Genomic DNA, 15,277 nt, shown 5'->3' with positions numbered 1-15,277 from the left:
GCCTGTGGGACGTGCTCGTCGTGACCCGCCTCCGGACGCCCGCCCCCGACCTCGCAGCCGAGGGTGAGATGCGACAGGGGCTGCTGCGCGCACTCGGCATCCTGGCGACCAAGCCCGGCTATGTCGGGGGCGAGGTCGGCCGCAACGTCGACGACCCCACCTTGTGGGTGCTGGCCACGCGCTGGGAGAACGTCGGTTCCTACCGCCGCGCGCTCGGGTCGTACGAGGCGAAGATGCACGTGCAGCCGCTGATGGTGCATGCGCTCGACGAGCCCAGCGCCTACGAGCTGGTCGAGGAGGGGACCGACCTCAACGAGGTGCGCCCGCGGTCGTTAGGCTGACCGCTCCCATCCGACAGCACCGCCGAGCCGGCAGCCAGCCGGCCCGATCCCTAAGGAATGCACCGTGGCCAAGCCTGCTCCGACCGCCCTGGACAACGTCGTCTCCCTCGCCAAGCGCCGGGGTTTCGTCTACCCCTGCGGTGAGATCTACGGCGGCACGAAGTCCGCCTGGGACTACGGCCCGCTCGGCGTGGAGCTGAAGGAGAACATCAAGCGCCAGTGGTGGAAGTTCATGGTGACCCGGCGCGACGACGTCGTCGGCCTCGACTCCAGCGTCATCCTGCCGACCCGCACGTGGGAGGCCTCGGGCCATCTGAGCACCTTCAGCGACCCGCTGACCGAGTGCCAGTCGTGCCACAAGCGCTTCCGTGAGGACCACCTCCAGGAGGACTACGCCTCCAAGAAGGGGATCGACGACCCCGACTCGGTCGACATCAACGCCTCGGTGGCCTGCCCCAACTGCGGCACCCGTGCCGCGTGGACCGAGCCGCGCAACTTCAACATGATGCTCAAGACCTACCTCGGCGTCATCGAGGACGAGTCGGGCCTGCACTACCTGCGCCCGGAGACCGCGCAGGGCATCTTCCTCAACTTCGCCAACGTGGTCACGAGCAGCCGCCAGAAGCCGCCGTTCGGCATCGCCCAGATGGGCAAGAGCTTCCGCAACGAGATCACGCCCGGCAACTTCATCTTCCGCACGCGCGAGTTCGAGCAGATGGAGATGGAGTTCTTCGTCAAGCCCGGCGAGGACGACGAGTGGTTCCGCTACTGGATCGAGGAGCGCACCCGCTGGTACGTCGACCTCGGCATCAACCCCGACAACCTGCGCCACTACGAGCACCCGCAGGAGAAGCTGTCGCACTACTCCAAGGGCACGACCGACATCGAGTACCGCTTCGGGTTCTCGGGCCGTGACTTCGAGGAGCTCGAGGGCATCGCCAACCGCACCGACTTCGACCTCAAGCAGCACAGCGAGTTCTCCGGCAAGGACCTGGCCTACTACGACCAGGCCGCCGACGAGCGCTACATCCCCTACGTCATCGAGCCGGCCGCCGGCCTGACCCGCTCGCTGATGGCGTTCCTCATCGACGCCTACACCGAGGACGAGGCACCCAACACCAAGGGCGGCGTCGACAAGCGCGTCGTGCTCAAGCTCGACCCGCGCCTGGCGCCGGTCAAGGTCGCGGTGCTGCCGCTGAGCCGCAACGCCGACCTCTCGCCCAAGGCCAAGGCCCTCGCCGCCGAGCTGCGCCAGAACTGGAACGTCGACTTCGACGACTCCGGCGCGATCGGGCGCCGCTACCGCCGCCAGGACGAGATCGGCACGCCCTACTGCGTGACGGTCGACTTCGAGACCCTCGACGACGACGCGGTCACCATCCGCGAACGCGACACGATGAGCCAGGAGCGGGTCAGCCTCGACGGCATCACGCGCTGGTTCGCGGAGAAGCTCGTCGGCTGCTGAGCCCCCGCGCGGGTGGCCCGTCGCCGTCCGGCGACGTGCCACCATGTCGCCATGCTCCGCACGGCAGTCCTCACCTCGGCCCTCGCGCTCGTCCTGACGGCGTGCTCGGGGGCCGACGACGACACGGGGCCGACCCCGGAACCCTCTCCGGCGACCCCGGTTGTCGAGGCGTCGACCCCGCCCGGCACCGAGCTGTCCTTCGGCGACCCCGCCACCCTCGTGTGGCAGCCGACGGCCGACCTGGCCGGACAGCTCGAGCTGAGCGTCGACGCGGTCGCCGAGCAGCGGCAGTCGGTGTTCGACGGCTGGCTGCGCGACGACGCGATGGCGGCGTCGCGCCCTTACTTCGTGACGGTGACGCTCACCAACACCGGCGAGGGGGACCTCGCCGGGCAGCCGGTGCCGCTCTACCTGCGCGACGAGACCGGCCGGCTCGGCGCGCCGTGGACCCTCGGCGGCGACTTCACCGCCTGCCAGAGCGGCCCGCTGCCGACGCCGTTCGCCGCCGGCGCCACCGACGAGATGTGCCTGGTCTACCTCGTGCCCGACCGGGGCCGGATCCGCGACCTGGTCTTCGAGCCCACCGAGGGCTACGACCCGATCTCGTGGACCGGCGAGGTGGCGGCCCCGGAGAAGCGCCCGGCCAGGGACGAGGCCGGGAAGAAGGGCCGTCGCGGCTGATTTGGGCCGCGGGCGGGCCCCGCTCGACAATGGGCGCATGAGTGCCATGCCCGACTCCCTGACGCTGGGGTCGCTGCGCGTCGGGACGCCGGTCGTGCTGGCGCCGATGGCCGGCATCACCAACGCCGCCTACCGGCGGCTGTGCGCCGAGCAGGGCGCCGGGCTCTACGTCAGCGAGATGATCACCAGCCGCGGTCTCGTCGAGGGCGACGAGGTGACCCGCAAGATGCTCACCTTCGACGAGCTCGAGACGGTCCGCTCGGTGCAGCTCTACGGCACCGACCCGGTCTACATCGGCAAGGCCGTGGAGATCCTGTGCGCCGACCACGGCGTGGCCCACGTCGACCTCAACTTCGGCTGCCCGGTCCCCAAGGTGACCCGCAAGGGCGGAGGGGGAGCGCTGCCCTGGAAGCGCGGGCTCCTGGGCGAGATCCTGGACCACGCCGTCGCCGCGGCAGCGCCGTACGACGTCCCGGTGACGATGAAGACGCGCAAGGGCCTCGACGACGACCACCTCACCTACCTCGACGCGGGCCGCATCGCGCAGGAGACCGGCGTCGCGGCGATCGCGCTGCACGGCCGCACGGTGCAGCAGGCCTACTCCGGCGAGGCCGACTGGGACGCGATCGGCGCGCTCGTCGAGCACGTCGACATCCCGGTGCTGGGCAACGGCGACATCTGGGAGGCCGCCGACGCGCTGCGCATGGTCGAGCAGACCGGCGCCGCGGGCGTGGTCGTCGGGCGCGGCTGCCTGGGCCGTCCGTGGCTGTTCCGCGACCTGGCCGCAGCCTTCCACGGGCAGGACGTGGCGACCCTGCCGACCCTCGGCGAGGTGAAGGCGATGATGCGCCGCCACGCCGAGCTGCTCTCGGAGCACATGGGCGAGGAGCGCGGCTGCAAGGAGTTCCGCAAGCACATCACGTGGTACCTCAAGGGCTTCCCTGCCGGCGGCGACCTGCGCCACCAGCTGGCCCTCGTCGACTCCCTCGCCACCCTCGACGTGCTGCTCGACGGGCTCGACGACACCGCGCCCTTCCCCGAGCGCGAGCTCGGCACGCCACGCGGGCGGCAGGGCTCTCCGCGCAAGAAGGTCGTGCTGCCCGACGGCTGGCTCGACGACACCGACGGCCGTGGTGCCCACCTGCGCGAGGACGCCGACGAGGCCACCGGCGGCTGATCGGCCGGCGTCAGGGAGGTCTTGCCCTGCGCGACGAGATCGGCGTCCCGTGAGCCGGAACACCCCGGTTTTTACCGTCAGAGATTGGGACAGGCGCGAAATCCTGTGCTCTACTCGATGATCGCGCCGGCGTGGGCACGAGTCTTCCCCCGGTTTCCCCCGACTCGTGGTTCGGCGCAGTCCCTGTCAGCAACCGCAAAGGATCAGCGCTGTGGCTCAGCATCGCCACAAGCGGGAAACCCCTGCTAGCACCACCACCCCCCGTCAGTCCCGAGTCCCCCGCTCCGTCCTCGTCTCCGCACCGATCGCCGTCGTGGCGACGCTGTCCGCGGTCACGATGGGAGTCCTCGGCGCGGAGCCTGCGAGCTCCGACTCCGACCTCCTGGCCGCGTCGTCCAGCACCTCGCAGTCGGTCGCGAACGCCACCTCCGCGGTGGGCCGCCGGGCTGACCTCGCCTCGCGCTCCCAGGTCCGCCGCCAGATCCGCAGCGCTGCCCGCGCCGAGGCGGCCGTGCGCCGGGACATGAGCGTCGACCAGCAGGCGCGCCGCCTCGCCAAGAAGGTCGACTCCGGCCTCTGGACCACCGCGGCCCTCAACCTCTGGGACGGCCCGAGCGAGAAGGCCGACAAGCTGGGCGTGCTCGACGCGCTCACCCAGGTCAAGCTCACCGGCCGTCGCCAGATGGGTCGTGTGCAGATCGTCCTCGACGGCCAGTCGCGCTGGGTCACCGCCGACTACCTCGCCAAGGACAAGCCGAAGCCCGAGCCCGCGGAGCCTGCCGGTCCCAGCCTCGGTGGTGCGTGCACCAACGGATCGGTGATCGACGCCGGCCACGCCGCGCTCTACGACATCCACGACGTGGTGTGCGCCAACTGGCCGGAGATCACCGCCTACGGCACGTGGCGCGGCGACGGTGAGCACGGCGAGGGCCGCGCGATCGACATCATGACCAGCGGCGCCACCGGCTGGGACGTCGCCAACTTCCTGCGCGCCAACTACTCCTCGCTGGGCATCGAGTACATCATCTACTCCCAGCAGATCTGGTCGGTCGAGCGCTCCGGCGAGGGTTGGCGCGGCATGCCCGACCGCGGGTCGGTCACCGCCAACCACTACGACCACGTCCACGTCACGGTCTACTGAGCCGGACCCGCCGTCCGTCCAGTGTCCTCGGGGCTCGCTAGGCTGACCGGCCGATGAGCATCGAGGACCTGTACGACGACGCCGACCGCGAGCGCGTGGTCGCCGAGCCGCCCAAGCGCGTGGACGCGCCCGTGCGGCTGGCGTTCGAGCGCGACCGGGCGCGCGTCGTCCATGCGGCGGCGTCGCGCCGGCTCGCGGCCAAGACCCAGGTCGTCGGTCCGCAGACCGACGACTTCGTCCGCAACCGGCTGACCCACAGCCTCGAGGTCGCGCAGGTCGCCCGCGACCTGGCCCGGGCGATCGGCACCCACCCCGACATCGCGGAGACCGCGGCGCTGGCCCACGACCTGGGCCACCCGCCCTTCGGCCACAACGGGGAGCGGGTGCTGGCCGAGCTCAGCACCGGCTGCGGCGGCTTCGAGGGCAACGCCCAGACGTTGCGCCTGCTGACCCGGCTGGAGTCGAAGACCTTCGACGCGGGCGGCCGCTCGGTCGGGCTCAACCTCACCCGAGCCACGCTGGACGCCTGCACCAAGTACCCCTGGCCGCGCAGCGCCTCCACTGGTCCGCACGGCGTGCACGCCGACGGCACCCCGCGCGTCGTGGTGAAGTTCGGTGTCTACGACGACGACCGGCCCGTTTTCGACTGGCTGCGCGCCGGCGTCAAGGGGCGCAGGCGCTGCCTGGAGGCTCAGGTCATGGACCTCGCCGACGACGTCGCCTACTCGGTGCACGACGTCGAGGACGGCATCGTGGCCGGCCGGCTCGACCTCACCCGCCTCGATCGCGACGCCCTCTGGGAGACGGTGCGCTCGTGGTACCTGCCCGGCGCCGACGACTCCGCGCTCGACCGGGCACTCGGCGACCTGCGCGCGGTCGGGAGCTGGCCGCGGACGTCGTACGACGGCAGCAGGCGCAGCCTCGCTGCCATCAAGAACCTGAGCAGCGACCTGATCGGCCGCTTCTGCGGCAGCGTCCAGCAGGCCACCTTCGCCGCCTCGGGTGGGGAGCCGCCTGTGCGGCACCGCGCCGACCTCGTCGTGCCCGAGCGGACCGAGGTCGAGATCGGGGTGCTCAAGGGCATCGCGGCGCTCTACGTGATGCAGGCCGGCGACCGGGTCTCGCTCATGCAGCGACAGCGTGAGCTGGTGGCCGAGCTCGTCGAGGCCGTGTGGCACCGCGGCGCCGACGCCCTCGACCCGGTGTTCGCGGGGGACTGGGAGGACGCCGATGACGACGCGGCTCGCCGCCGCGTCGTCATCGACCAGGTCGCCTCGCTCACCGACGCCAGTGCCGTCGCCCGCCATGCCGCGCTGACCGCGCGTTGACGGGCGTCGGCCGGCGCCGGCGGACCGGTGCCTAGGGCAGGTCGCCCTGCGGGTAGGGGTTGTCCTGCCGGGCGGTGCTGTCGGGGTGGAGCTGGTCCTCGAGGTCGGAGCGGTGGTCGCCGCCCGAGGGCGTGACCTTCCCGGCCGCCGTGGAGGCAGCGCCCGCCGCGGTGCTGGCCGCCGAGGCCACCTTGTCCTTGACGATCGGCGCCTTGTCCTTGGCCAGGTCGGCGGCCTGCGCCGCCTTCTCCTGGACGCGCGGGTCGTCCTTCACCCGGGTGGCGGTGCGCTTGATCTGTTCGTAGCGCTCGCGTCCGGCGCGGGTGCCGAGCACGTAGCCGACACCTCCGGCGACGAGCAGCATGAGCTTCTTCATGTGGGTCTCCCTTCCCGAGGATCCAGTGGTGGTGGTTCGTGTGGTGGTGCGGTGTGGTGGTTCAGCTGCGGCGACGGCGCCACAGCAGGAGGACCACGGCCATCGCGACGAGCGAGCCGGCCGCGCCGAGGACCTCGGGGCGGGGACGGCCGGTGTCCGTGGTCGCGGAGTCCTTGAGGGCGCCGACCTTCTCCTGCGCCCGGGACTTCACGTCGAGCTTGGCGGCCAGCTGGTCGACGGTGTCGGCGAGCTGCTCGCGCTGCTGGGCGATCTCTGCCTCGAGCTGCTCGGGCGTCTTCTGCTCCTGCGTGCCCTCGTGCGCGCCCTGCTCGTGGGGGTCAGCCATGGTGGTCTCCCTTCACCGTCGCGATGTCGTCCTTGATGCCGCGGATCGCCTTCTCGGGGGCGGCCGGTGTCGCCTCGGCGACCTTGTTCTTCCCGACGAGCGCGACCGCTCCGGCCACGACCAGCAGCGCCACGGCCACCACGAGGGCCGCGAGCCACGCGTCCCAGACCGTGGCGAGGGCGAGGATGGCGGTGGTCACCAGGGCGGCGAGGCCGAAGAAGCCGAGCAGCCCGGCGACGCTGAACATGCCGATGCCCACCCCGGCCCGCTTGCCCTTCTCCGCCACCTCGGCCTGCGCCAGCCGGATCTCGGAGCGCACGAGCTCGGGGATCTGCTGCGACAGCTGGTGGACCAGGGCGCCCAGGGTCTGGCTCTCCTGTGCTCCGTGCTGTGAGGTCATGCTTCGACCCTCCCAGCCCTCGCGCCGACGACCAACCCCCCTCCCGCCCGAAGGGGTGGCGACCGGTCGGGTCGCGGGTCTGGGGAGACTGGCCGTCGCGCGTCGGCGTACGCCCGTAGACTCCCCGGCGTGGCAGGCCGGATTCGCGACGACGACATCGCCGAGGTGCGCGAGAAGGCGCGGATCGACGACGTCATCAGCGAGTACGTCACGCTCAAGCGCGCCGGTGGCGGCTCGCTCAAGGGCCTGTGTCCCTTCCACGACGAGAAGACTCCGTCGTTCAACGTCAATCCCGCACGGCAGTTCTTCCACTGCTTCGGCTGCGGCGAGGGCGGCGACGTGATCGCCTTCCTGATGAAGGTCGACGGCCTGACCTTCACCGAGACCGTCGAGCGGCTCGCGGAGAAGGTCGGCGTGCAGCTGCGCCGCGAGGACGGCGACGACGAGCCCGTCCGGCCCCGAGGCCCGGCGCGCGGTCGCCTCGTCGAGGCGCACAAGGTCGCCCAGGAGTTCTACGCCGAGCAGCTGGCGAGCGCCGACGCCGTGGTGGCGCGCCAGTTCCTCGACCAGCGTGGCTTCGACCAGGCCGCGGCACAGATGTTCGGCGTCGGCTTCGCGCCGCGCGACGGGGAGGCACTGACCCGCCACCTGCGCGGTCGGCGCTTCACCGACGAGGAGTCGGTCGCCGCCGGCCTCGTCGCGCACGGGCGCTCCCACTACGACCGCTTCCGCGGCCGCCTGGTGTGGCCGATCCGGGAGGCCAACGGAGACACGATCGGCTTCGGTGCGCGCCGGATCTTCGACGACGACCGCATCGAGGCGAAGTACCTCAACACCTCCGAGACCGCGATCTACAAGAAGAGCCAGGTGCTCTACGGCATCGACCTGGCCCGCACCGCGATGAAGGACTCCCAGCAGGCCGTCGTGGTCGAGGGCTACACCGACGTCATGGCCTGCCACCTCGCCGGCGTACGCACCGCGGTGGCGTCGTGCGGCACCGCGTTCGGCACCGACCACGCGCGGGTGCTGCGGCGCTTCATGGGCGACCACGACACCACCAGCGGCGAGGTCATCTTCACCTTCGACGGCGACTCCGCCGGGCAGAAGGCGGCCATGAAGGTCCTGGAGAGCGACCAGGTCTTCGCCTCGCAGACCTACGTCGCGGTGGCGCCCGAGGGCATGGACCCGTGCGACCTGCGGCTCAAGGAGGGCGACGAGGCGGTGCGCGAGCTGGTCGCCAAGCGCCTTCCGCTTTACCGCTTCGCGCTCGACAACATCCTGGCCCGCCACGACCTCGACCGTGCCGACGGGCGCGTTGACGCGCTGCGCGACGCCGCCGGGCTGGTGGCGAGCATCCGCGACAAGACCAAGGTCGACGCGTTCTCGCGCGAGCTCGCCCACATGGTCGGCATGGACGTCGACGAGGTGCGCGCCGAGGTGCGCCGCGCCGCGAGCCGGCCCGTGCGCACCGACGAGCGCCGCCCGTCGCGCGCCCCCGACGCCCCCGAGCAGCCGCAGCCGCAGCGCCCGGCGCTGCCGAGCCTGTCCGACCCACGCTTCCTCATCGAGCGTGAGCTGCTCAAGCTGGTCATCCAGCACCCGGCCGGGGTCGGCCGCACGACCGCGCACGTCACCACCACGGACTTCACCCATCCCACCTTCGCCGGCGTCTGGGAAGCGGTGAGCGCGGCAGGTGGTCCGGCGGCCGGCGCCGACGACCCGGGGTGGTCCAACAAGGTCCGGGGTGCCGCCACCGACCCGGCGGTGGTTGCCGCGATCACCGAGCTCGGCGTCGAGCCCGTGCGCGGCACCGCCGACCCCAACCCGACCTTCGCGGTGGCTTATGTCTACCGCCTCCAGGAGCTCACCACGTCGCGGCGCATCGCCGACGTCAAGGCCAGGCTCCAGCGCACCAACCCCGTGGAGCAGGCGCTCGACTACAACCGGATGTTCGGCGAGCTGGTGACCCTCGAGCAGCACCGGCGCCGGCTCCGCGAGGGCGCTGTGGGCCAGCCGGGAGCCGCCACGTGAGCCCCGACCCGAGCCGCGACCCGAGTCGCGCGAGGGGCCGGCGCTGGGGGCGTGTGCCGACGCCGCCGGTCGAGGTCGCACCGGGGGAGAAGGTCCTCGCCGCGGCGACGGCCGCCGACGGCACCGTCATGGCCGGCACGCGCGACGCGTTCTACGTCGTCTCCGGCACGGTGACCCGTCGGGTGCCGTGGGAGCAGGTCGAGGCCGCGGGCTGGGACCGCGACACCGACACCTTCCGCCTCTCCGAGGTGGGCACCTGGGGCGAGCAGAGACCGGTCCACACGGCCCAGCTCGACGAGCCCGGCCGGCTCCTCGAGCTGGTCCACGAGCGGGTCACCGCGAGCGTGGTGCTGCAGCGCCACGTGCGCATCGCGCGCGGTCGCGGGCTGCGGGTGATCGCGCGCCGGGCGCCGTCGGGAGCGGGCGGGGTGCAGTGGGTCTACGAGTACGACGCGGGCGTCGAGCCCGAGGACCCGACCGTCCGGGCGGCCGCTCGTGAGGCCCTCGACCTCGCCCGGCGCGACGTGGGCCTGCCCTGATTTCACACCCGTGATCGGCCTTGCTAATGTTGCGCCTCGCTGCACAAGCGATCCCCTGTAGCTCAACTGGCAGAGCATTCGGCTGTTAACCGGAGGGTTGTTGGTTCGAGTCCAACCGGGGGAGCCAGAGAGAAGAAGGCCCCGACGCGCACCGCGCGCGTCGGGGCCTTTCTTCGTCCTCCGCGGTCGCCGCAGAGAGGCGATGGCGAGCGCTCAGGCGGCCCCGGCGGCGTACGCCTCCACGAGCTGCGCCTCGGCCGTGTCGAGGTAGGCGGCGAGCCCCGACTCAGCGCCTGCGAGGTCGCCGGCCGCGAGCTGCTCGAGGATGGCCCGGTTGCCCGGCAGGTAGGCCTCGTGGAACGCCTGCGGTGCGTCCATCACGTGGAAGACCAGCCGCAGCTCGGCGAGGAGGTGGTCCATCGCCTCGGTGACGCGCGGGCTCTGAGCGAGGTCGGCGACGGCCTGGTGGAAGTGCATGTTGGCCGTGCCGACGTCCACCCACTCGCCGCGGGACGCGGCGGACTCGCCCTCCTCGACCGCCGCGCGCACGGGCGCGAGCAGGTCGGGCCAGCGCCCGGCGATCGAGGGGTCGGCGTCCATGCGCTCGGCCACACGGCGCACGGCGCCGCACTCCAGGATCCGGCGCACCTGGTAGAGGTCGCGTACGTCGTCGACGGTGAGCCGGCGGACGAACACGCCCCGGTTGAACTCGTGGACCAGGAGACGCTCGTGGCCGAGCAACCGGAACGCCTCGCGCAGGGTGTTGCGGGAGACGCCGAGCGCGGCACCGATGTCCTCCTCCGAGAGCCGGGTGCCCGGACGGAGGTGGCCCTCGGTGATGCGGGTGCGGAGCACGTCGGCGACGCGCCCGGCGGTGCTCGCGCGGCCGAGGTCGGAGCGCTCGCGGCGCAGGTCCTCGAGCCAGTCGGTGGTGGTCACGCTCCGAGGCTATCGGACCGGGGGTATTGACGGATTGTTCAACAATCCTTCACCCTGGTGTGACGGGGACCACTCCTGACGCCGACGCCGAGGCCCGGGACCGACACGGACGGACACCCACATGAGCGACGAGACACGCCAGCACGAGGACCGGACGGTGGGGCAGCCGACCGCCGCGAGCCGGACCGCAGCCAGCCGGGGCGCCCTGCTCGGCGCGATGTTCCTGATGGCGACCAGCGCCATCGGTCCCGGCTTCATCACCCAGACCACCGTGTTCACCGCCCAGCTCGGGGCGGCGTTCGCCTTCGCGATCGTGGTGTCGATCCTCGTCGACGTCGCGGTGCAGATGAACGTGTGGCGCGTGGTCGGCGTGAGTGGCCTGCGGGCCCAGGAGCTGGCCAACTCGGTGCTCTCCGGAGCCGGCTACTTCCTCGCGACGCTGGTCGTCCTCGGCGGCCTGGTGTTCAACATCGGCAACATCGGCGGCACCGCGCTCGGCACCAACGCGATGTTCGGCCTCGACGTCAAGATCGGCGGCGCGATCTCCGCCCTCATCGCCATCGCCATCTTCCTGAGCAAGCGGGCCGGGATCGCGATGGACCGCATCGTGGTGGTGCTCGGCGTCGTGATGATCGCGATGGTGCTCTACGCCGCGATCGTGTCCGGGCCCCCGGTCGGCGAAGCGCTGAAGCAGAGCGTGCTGCCCGACGACGTCGACTTCCTCATCATCACCACCCTCATCGGCGGCACGGTCGGCGGCTACATCACCTACGCCGGCGCGCACCGCCTCGTCGACTCGGGCATCACCGGCCCCGAGCACGTCCGCGACATCACCCGCGGCTCGGTGACCGGCATCCTGGTGACGGGCGTGATGCGCGCGCTGCTGTTCCTCGCGGTGCTCGGCGTCGTCGCCGGCGGCGTGACGCTGGCCGTGGAGAACCCGCCCGCCTCGGCCTTCGAGGCCGCGCTCGGCGAGGTCGGCGTGCGCGTCTTCGGCATCATCCTGTGGGCCGCCAGCATCACCTCGGTCATCGGGGCGTCCTACACCTCGGTGTCGTTCCTCGCCGGCTTCTCGCGCCGCCTGGAGGCGCGTCGCAACCTGGTGACCGTCGGCTTCATCCTCTTCTCGACGGCGGTCTACCTCGCCCTCGGCCAGGCGCCGGTCACCCTGCTGGTCCTCGCGGGAGCCCTCAACGGCCTGATCCTCCCGGTCGGCTTCGCGATCATCCTGTGGGTCGCTGCCCGCCGCACCGACCTCATGCGCGGCTACCGCTACCCCCGGCCGCTGCTCGCCATCGGTGCGCTCGTGTGGGTGCTGACGGTCTACCTCGGCTGGAACTCCCTCGGCGGGATCGCGGACCTGCTGTGACCGTGACGAGCATCGACCTCAACGCCGACCTCGGTGAGTCGTTCGGCAGCTGGACCCTCGGCGACGACGACGCGCTGCTCGAGGTGATCACGAGCGCCAACATCGCGTGCGGCTTCCACGCCGGTGACCCGACGGTGCTGCGCCGCACGTGCGAGCGGGCCGTGGAGCGTGGCGTGCTGATCGGCGCGCAGGTCGGCTACCGCGACCTCGCGGGCTTCGGCCGGCGCTTCGTCGACATGGACCCCCACGACCTGACCAACGACGTGCTCTACCAGCTCGGCGCGCTCGAGGCCTTCGCCCGCGTCGCCGGCACCCGGGTGCGCTACGTCAAGCCGCACGGCGCGCTCTACAACGCGATCGTGCACCACGAGGCGCAGGCCGAGGCCGTCGCCGAGGCCGTACGCCGCTACGACCCGACGCTGCCCGTGCTCGGCCTGCCCGGCTCGGTGTGGCTCGCGGTGGCCGAGGAGGCCGGGCTCGTGCCGGTCGCCGAGGCCTTCGCCGACCGCGCCTACACGCCCGAGGGCACGCTGGTGTCGCGGCGCGAGCCCGACGCGGTGCTCCACGACCCCGACGAGGTCGCCGAGCGCAGCGTCCGCATGGTCACGCACCAGGAGGTGGTGGCCCACGACGGCACCGTCGTCGCGGTGCGGGCCGGCTCGGTGTGCGTGCACGGCGACAGCCCGGGCGCGGTGGCGATGGCCACCGCGGTGCGTCGCGGGCTGGAGGCTGCGGGGGTGCGCGTGGAGTCCTTCGTCGGCCAGGACGCCGGGTGAGGTTCCTGCCGTGCGGCGAGTCCGGCCTGCTGGTGGAGGTGGAGGACCTCGACGAGGTGCTCGCCCTCTATGCCGAGCTGGTCGAGGAACCGCCCGCGGGCGTCGTGGACCTCGTCCCCGCCGCTCGCACCCTGATGCTGCGCATCGACCCGACCCGCAACGACCCGGCCGGGGTCGCCCGCGCGGTGCGGGCGGTCCGGCCGCAGTCGACCCACCGCCCCGACTCCGGGCTGGTCGAGGTGCCGGTCACCTACGACGGCGAGGACCTCGCCGAGGTCGGGCGGCTCACTGGGCTGGGTGAGCGGGGCGTGGTGGAGGCCCACACCGCCCAGGAGTGGACGGTCGCCTTCTGCGGCTTCGCGCCCGGCTTCGGCTACTTGGTCGGGGCGGACGAGCGGCTCACGGTGCCGCGCCGCGACGTCCCCAGGACCCGGGTCCCGGCACGCTCGGTCGCCCTCGCCGGCGAGTTCACCGGCGTCTACCCGCGGGAGTCACCCGGCGGCTGGCAGCTGATCGGCCGCACGAGCCTCGAGCCGTGGGACCTACAACGCGACCCGCCGGCACTGCTCGTGCCGGGGTCCCGTGTCAGGTTCGTGGAGGCGTGATGACGTCCTGGCTCGAGGTCGTGGCCCCCGGCGCCCTGGCCACGGTGCAGGACCTGGGCCGGTCTGGCCTGGGCGCCCTGGGGGTCGGGCACTCCGGTGCCGCCGACGCGCCGGCGCTGCGACTGGCCAACCGGCTGGTCGGCAACCGTGAGGGCGCCGCCGCGCTCGAGGTCACCTTCGGCGGGTTGGAGGTCGTCGCCCACGGCGACCTGACCGTGGCGCTCACGGGTGCCCCGTGCCCGATGACGGTCGACGGCCGCGCCCACTGGGCGTTCGGGGCCGTGCGGGTGCCCGACGGTGCACACCTCCGGCTCGGCACGCCTGTCACGGGTCTCCGCAGCTACCTCGCGGTCCACGGCGGGATCGGCGGTCCCGAACAGCTCGGCTCCCGCTCCACCGACACCCTCGCTGCGCTGGGCCCGACGCCGCTCGCTGCCGGCGACCGGGTGCTCGTCCGGGCCTCCACGGGCCCCCTGCCAGGTGTCGACCTCGCCCCGGTGGCCGTCCCGGCAGCGGGCGACGTACGCATCCGCATCGTCGACGGCCCCCGCGCCGACTGGTTCACCGACAAGGCCCTCGCGGCGCTGGTGTCCCAGCCCTACGACGTCACCGCCGACAGCAACCGCGTCGGCATGAGGCTCGCGGGCCCCGAGCTCGTCCGTCGCCGCGACGACGAGCTGCCCCCCGAGGGCATGGTCTGCGGCGCCCTGCAGGTGCCGCCGTCCGGCCAGCCGACGCTCTTCCTCGCCGACCATCCCGTCACCGGGGGCTACCCGGTCGTCGCGGTCGTCGTGGGGGCCGACCTCCCGGTCGCCGCCCAGGTGCGGCCCGGCCAGCGCATCACCTTCGTCCGAGTCCCGACCGCCCACCCCGCCCCAGGAGCACGCGATGACTGAGACCGATCTCCCCAGCCGCCCCGACACCCTGTCGCCCGACGAGGCCCGCGCCCGGTTCCGCGCGGGCCTGCGCGTGCCGACGTCCGGCTGGTGTGCCGGGTGGACCCAGGCCAACCTGCTGGCCGTGCCGCGTGACCTGGCCTACGACTTCCTGCTCTTCGCCCAGCGCAACCCTGCGCCGTGCCCGGTCCTCGACGTCACCGAGCCCGGCGCGTGGAGCAGCCTGCGGTTCGGGGGCGACCTGCGCACCGACCTCCCCGCCTACCGGATCTACGAGCACGGCGAGCTCGTCGCCGAGGTCGACGACGTCGTCGACCGGTGGCGCGACGACATGGTCGCCTTCCTCATCGGCTGCAGCTTCACCTTCGAGGACGCGCTCCTGGCCGCCGGCGTGCCGATCCGCCACCTCGAGCAGGGCACCAACGTCCCGATGTACCGCACCGACGTCGCGTGCCGGCCCGCCGGCTCCCTCTCCGGCCCGCTGGTCGTCTCGATGCGCCCGATGCCCGCCGCGCAGGTCGCCACGGCCGTCCGTGTGACCTTGCGCTACCCCGCGGTCCACGGGGCGCCTGTGCACATCGGCTCGCCGCGCGAGATCGGCATCACCGACCTCGACGCGCCCGACTTCGGCGACCCGGTCGAGGTCCGGCCCGGCGAGGTGCCGGTCTTCTGGGCGTGCGGGGTGACCCCGCAGGCCGCGGTCATGCAGTCGCGGCCGGCGCTGGCCATCGGGCACGCCCCGGGCAACATGGCGATCACCGACATCCGCGAGAGCGAGCACATCGTCCCCTGAGGCGCCGCGGAGGAGGACCAGTGCATTGCCGTCGCGTTACGCCTGTGCCTCGCCGCGTGAACTGTGCGTTACCC

General features: G+C 72.4%; 17 protein-coding genes and 1 tRNA gene. 14 read left to right on the top strand and 4 right to left on the bottom strand.

Annotated features, from left to right (window positions below):
* Positions 1 to 11 precede the first annotated feature (11 nt).
* The 6 genes from ASG76_RS05735 to ASG76_RS05710 all read left to right on the top strand — a co-directional run bounded on the left by ASG76_RS05735 (position 12) and on the right by ASG76_RS05710 (position 6,133).
* Positions 12 to 341, top strand: a complete 330-nt coding sequence (locus tag ASG76_RS05735; RefSeq protein WP_056601139.1) for an antibiotic biosynthesis monooxygenase family protein — start codon at positions 12 to 14, stop codon at positions 339 to 341.
* A 64-nt stretch (positions 342 to 405) separates the two neighbouring features.
* Positions 406 to 1,806 (top strand): glycine--tRNA ligase, encoded by a 1,401-nt coding sequence (locus ASG76_RS05730; RefSeq protein WP_082587300.1) that lies wholly within the window; start codon positions 406 to 408, stop codon positions 1,804 to 1,806.
* A gap of 51 nt (positions 1,807 to 1,857) precedes the next feature.
* Positions 1,858 to 2,487, top strand: a complete 630-nt coding sequence (locus ASG76_RS05725) for a hypothetical protein (protein ID WP_056601134.1) — start codon at positions 1,858 to 1,860, stop codon at positions 2,485 to 2,487.
* Positions 2,488 to 2,524: 37 nt separating this feature from the next.
* Positions 2,525 to 3,664 (top strand): tRNA dihydrouridine synthase DusB, encoded by a 1,140-nt coding sequence (gene dusB, locus ASG76_RS05720; RefSeq protein ID WP_056601133.1) that lies wholly within the window; start codon positions 2,525 to 2,527, stop codon positions 3,662 to 3,664.
* 313 nt (positions 3,665 to 3,977) lie between these two features.
* Entirely contained in the window at positions 3,978 to 4,805 is an 828-nt protein-coding gene (locus ASG76_RS05715) for an SH3 domain-containing protein (RefSeq protein ID WP_056601131.1), read from the top strand.
* A 53-nt stretch (positions 4,806 to 4,858) separates the two neighbouring features.
* Positions 4,859 to 6,133 carry a deoxyguanosinetriphosphate triphosphohydrolase gene (locus ASG76_RS05710; RefSeq protein ID WP_056601129.1) on the top strand — a complete coding sequence of 425 codons (1,275 nt, stop codon included), beginning with the start codon at positions 4,859 to 4,861 and terminating at the stop codon, positions 6,131 to 6,133.
* A 31-nt stretch (positions 6,134 to 6,164) separates the two neighbouring features.
* On the opposite strand, the gene ASG76_RS19040 is transcribed toward ASG76_RS05710, so the two are convergent.
* The 3 genes from ASG76_RS19040 to ASG76_RS05695 all read right to left on the bottom strand — a co-directional run bounded on the left by ASG76_RS19040 (position 6,165) and on the right by ASG76_RS05695 (position 7,255).
* Positions 6,165 to 6,509 (bottom strand): YtxH domain-containing protein, encoded by a 345-nt coding sequence (locus ASG76_RS19040; RefSeq protein WP_157558977.1) that lies wholly within the window; start codon positions 6,507 to 6,509, stop codon positions 6,165 to 6,167.
* Positions 6,510 to 6,570: 61 nt separating this feature from the next.
* Complete coding sequence (locus ASG76_RS05700) at positions 6,571 to 6,855, bottom strand: DUF3618 domain-containing protein (protein WP_056601127.1); 285 nt, start codon at positions 6,853 to 6,855, stop codon at positions 6,571 to 6,573.
* Positions 6,848 to 7,255 carry a phage holin family protein gene (locus tag ASG76_RS05695; protein WP_056601125.1) on the bottom strand — a complete coding sequence of 136 codons (408 nt, stop codon included), beginning with the start codon at positions 7,253 to 7,255 and terminating at the stop codon, positions 6,848 to 6,850. Before ASG76_RS05695 ends, ASG76_RS05700 begins: the two co-directional genes overlap by 8 nt.
* A gap of 129 nt (positions 7,256 to 7,384) precedes the next feature.
* Here ASG76_RS05695 and dnaG point away from each other — a divergent pair, with 129 nt between their 5' ends.
* The 3 genes from dnaG to ASG76_RS05680 all read left to right on the top strand — a co-directional run bounded on the left by dnaG (position 7,385) and on the right by ASG76_RS05680 (position 9,952).
* The gene (gene dnaG / locus ASG76_RS05690) at positions 7,385 to 9,286 is read left to right on the top strand and encodes a DNA primase (RefSeq protein WP_056601113.1); all 1,902 of its coding nucleotides are present in this window, start codon (positions 7,385 to 7,387) and stop codon (positions 9,284 to 9,286) included.
* On the top strand, positions 9,283 to 9,825 hold the full coding sequence (locus ASG76_RS05685) for a hypothetical protein (RefSeq protein ID WP_157558976.1): 543 nt from the start codon (positions 9,283 to 9,285) through the stop codon (positions 9,823 to 9,825). Before dnaG ends, ASG76_RS05685 begins: the two co-directional genes overlap by 4 nt.
* A 51-nt stretch (positions 9,826 to 9,876) precedes the next feature.
* Positions 9,877 to 9,952: transfer RNA gene (locus ASG76_RS05680), tRNA-Asn, on the top strand.
* 86 nt (positions 9,953 to 10,038) lie between these two features.
* Here ASG76_RS05680 and ASG76_RS05675 read toward each other — a convergent pair.
* On the bottom strand, positions 10,039 to 10,764 hold the full coding sequence (locus ASG76_RS05675; protein WP_056601111.1) for a GntR family transcriptional regulator: 726 nt from the start codon (positions 10,762 to 10,764) through the stop codon (positions 10,039 to 10,041).
* Between the two features lie 121 nt (positions 10,765 to 10,885).
* Here ASG76_RS05675 and ASG76_RS05670 point away from each other — a divergent pair, with 121 nt between their 5' ends.
* From ASG76_RS05670 to ASG76_RS05650, 5 genes are read left to right on the top strand one after another with little or no spacing between them, the layout of a single operon-like run.
* A complete protein-coding gene (locus ASG76_RS05670; RefSeq protein WP_056601110.1) occupies positions 10,886 to 12,133 on the top strand; it encodes an NRAMP family divalent metal transporter in 1,248 nt (415 codons plus the stop codon).
* Positions 12,134 to 12,135: 2 nt separating this feature from the next.
* Complete coding sequence (locus ASG76_RS05665) at positions 12,136 to 12,909, top strand: LamB/YcsF family protein (RefSeq protein WP_056602247.1); 774 nt, start codon at positions 12,136 to 12,138, stop codon at positions 12,907 to 12,909.
* Positions 12,906 to 13,514 carry a 5-oxoprolinase subunit B family protein gene (locus ASG76_RS05660; protein ID WP_056601105.1) on the top strand — a complete coding sequence of 203 codons (609 nt, stop codon included), beginning with the start codon at positions 12,906 to 12,908 and terminating at the stop codon, positions 13,512 to 13,514. Before ASG76_RS05665 ends, ASG76_RS05660 begins: the two co-directional genes overlap by 4 nt.
* The gene (locus ASG76_RS05655) at positions 13,514 to 14,410 is read left to right on the top strand and encodes a biotin-dependent carboxyltransferase family protein (RefSeq protein ID WP_056601100.1); all 897 of its coding nucleotides are present in this window, start codon (positions 13,514 to 13,516) and stop codon (positions 14,408 to 14,410) included. The genes ASG76_RS05660 and ASG76_RS05655 overlap by 1 nt, the downstream gene beginning before the upstream one ends.
* Positions 14,403 to 15,203: a putative hydro-lyase gene (locus ASG76_RS05650; protein WP_200948080.1), complete on the top strand. Its 801-nt coding sequence runs from the start codon at positions 14,403 to 14,405 to the stop codon at positions 15,201 to 15,203. The genes ASG76_RS05655 and ASG76_RS05650 overlap by 8 nt, the downstream gene beginning before the upstream one ends.
* Positions 15,204 to 15,277 lie beyond the last annotated feature (74 nt).

Origin of the sequence: Nocardioides sp. Soil774 (genome assembly GCF_001428125.1) — a bacterium.
Classification (GTDB): domain Bacteria; phylum Actinomycetota; class Actinomycetes; order Propionibacteriales; family Nocardioidaceae; genus Nocardioides.
The sequence above is the reverse complement of the archived record's forward strand: the minus strand, read 5'-3'. Positions and strand labels throughout refer to the sequence as shown.

What these genes read in the sequence shown, in the direction of transcription:
- dusB (WP_056601133.1), top strand. Translation starts at nt 2,525, where the DNA reads ATGAGTGCCATGCCCGACTCCCTGACGCTGGGGTCGCTGCGCGTCGGG.
- ASG76_RS05695 (WP_056601125.1), bottom strand. Translation starts at nt 7,255, where the DNA reads ATGACCTCACAGCACGGAGCACAGGAGAGCCAGACCCTGGGCGCCCTG.
- ASG76_RS05710 (WP_056601129.1), top strand. Translation starts at nt 4,859, where the DNA reads ATGAGCATCGAGGACCTGTACGACGACGCCGACCGCGAGCGCGTGGTC.
- ASG76_RS05670 (WP_056601110.1), top strand. Translation starts at nt 10,886, where the DNA reads ATGAGCGACGAGACACGCCAGCACGAGGACCGGACGGTGGGGCAGCCG.
- ASG76_RS19040 (WP_157558977.1), bottom strand. Translation starts at nt 6,509, where the DNA reads ATGAAGAAGCTCATGCTGCTCGTCGCCGGAGGTGTCGGCTACGTGCTC.
- ASG76_RS05700 (WP_056601127.1), bottom strand. Translation starts at nt 6,855, where the DNA reads ATGGCTGACCCCCACGAGCAGGGCGCGCACGAGGGCACGCAGGAGCAG.
- ASG76_RS05650 (WP_200948080.1), top strand. Translation starts at nt 14,403, where the DNA reads ATGACTGAGACCGATCTCCCCAGCCGCCCCGACACCCTGTCGCCCGAC.
- ASG76_RS05655 (WP_056601100.1), top strand. Translation starts at nt 13,514, where the DNA reads ATGACGTCCTGGCTCGAGGTCGTGGCCCCCGGCGCCCTGGCCACGGTG.
- ASG76_RS05725 (WP_056601134.1), top strand. Translation starts at nt 1,858, where the DNA reads ATGCTCCGCACGGCAGTCCTCACCTCGGCCCTCGCGCTCGTCCTGACG.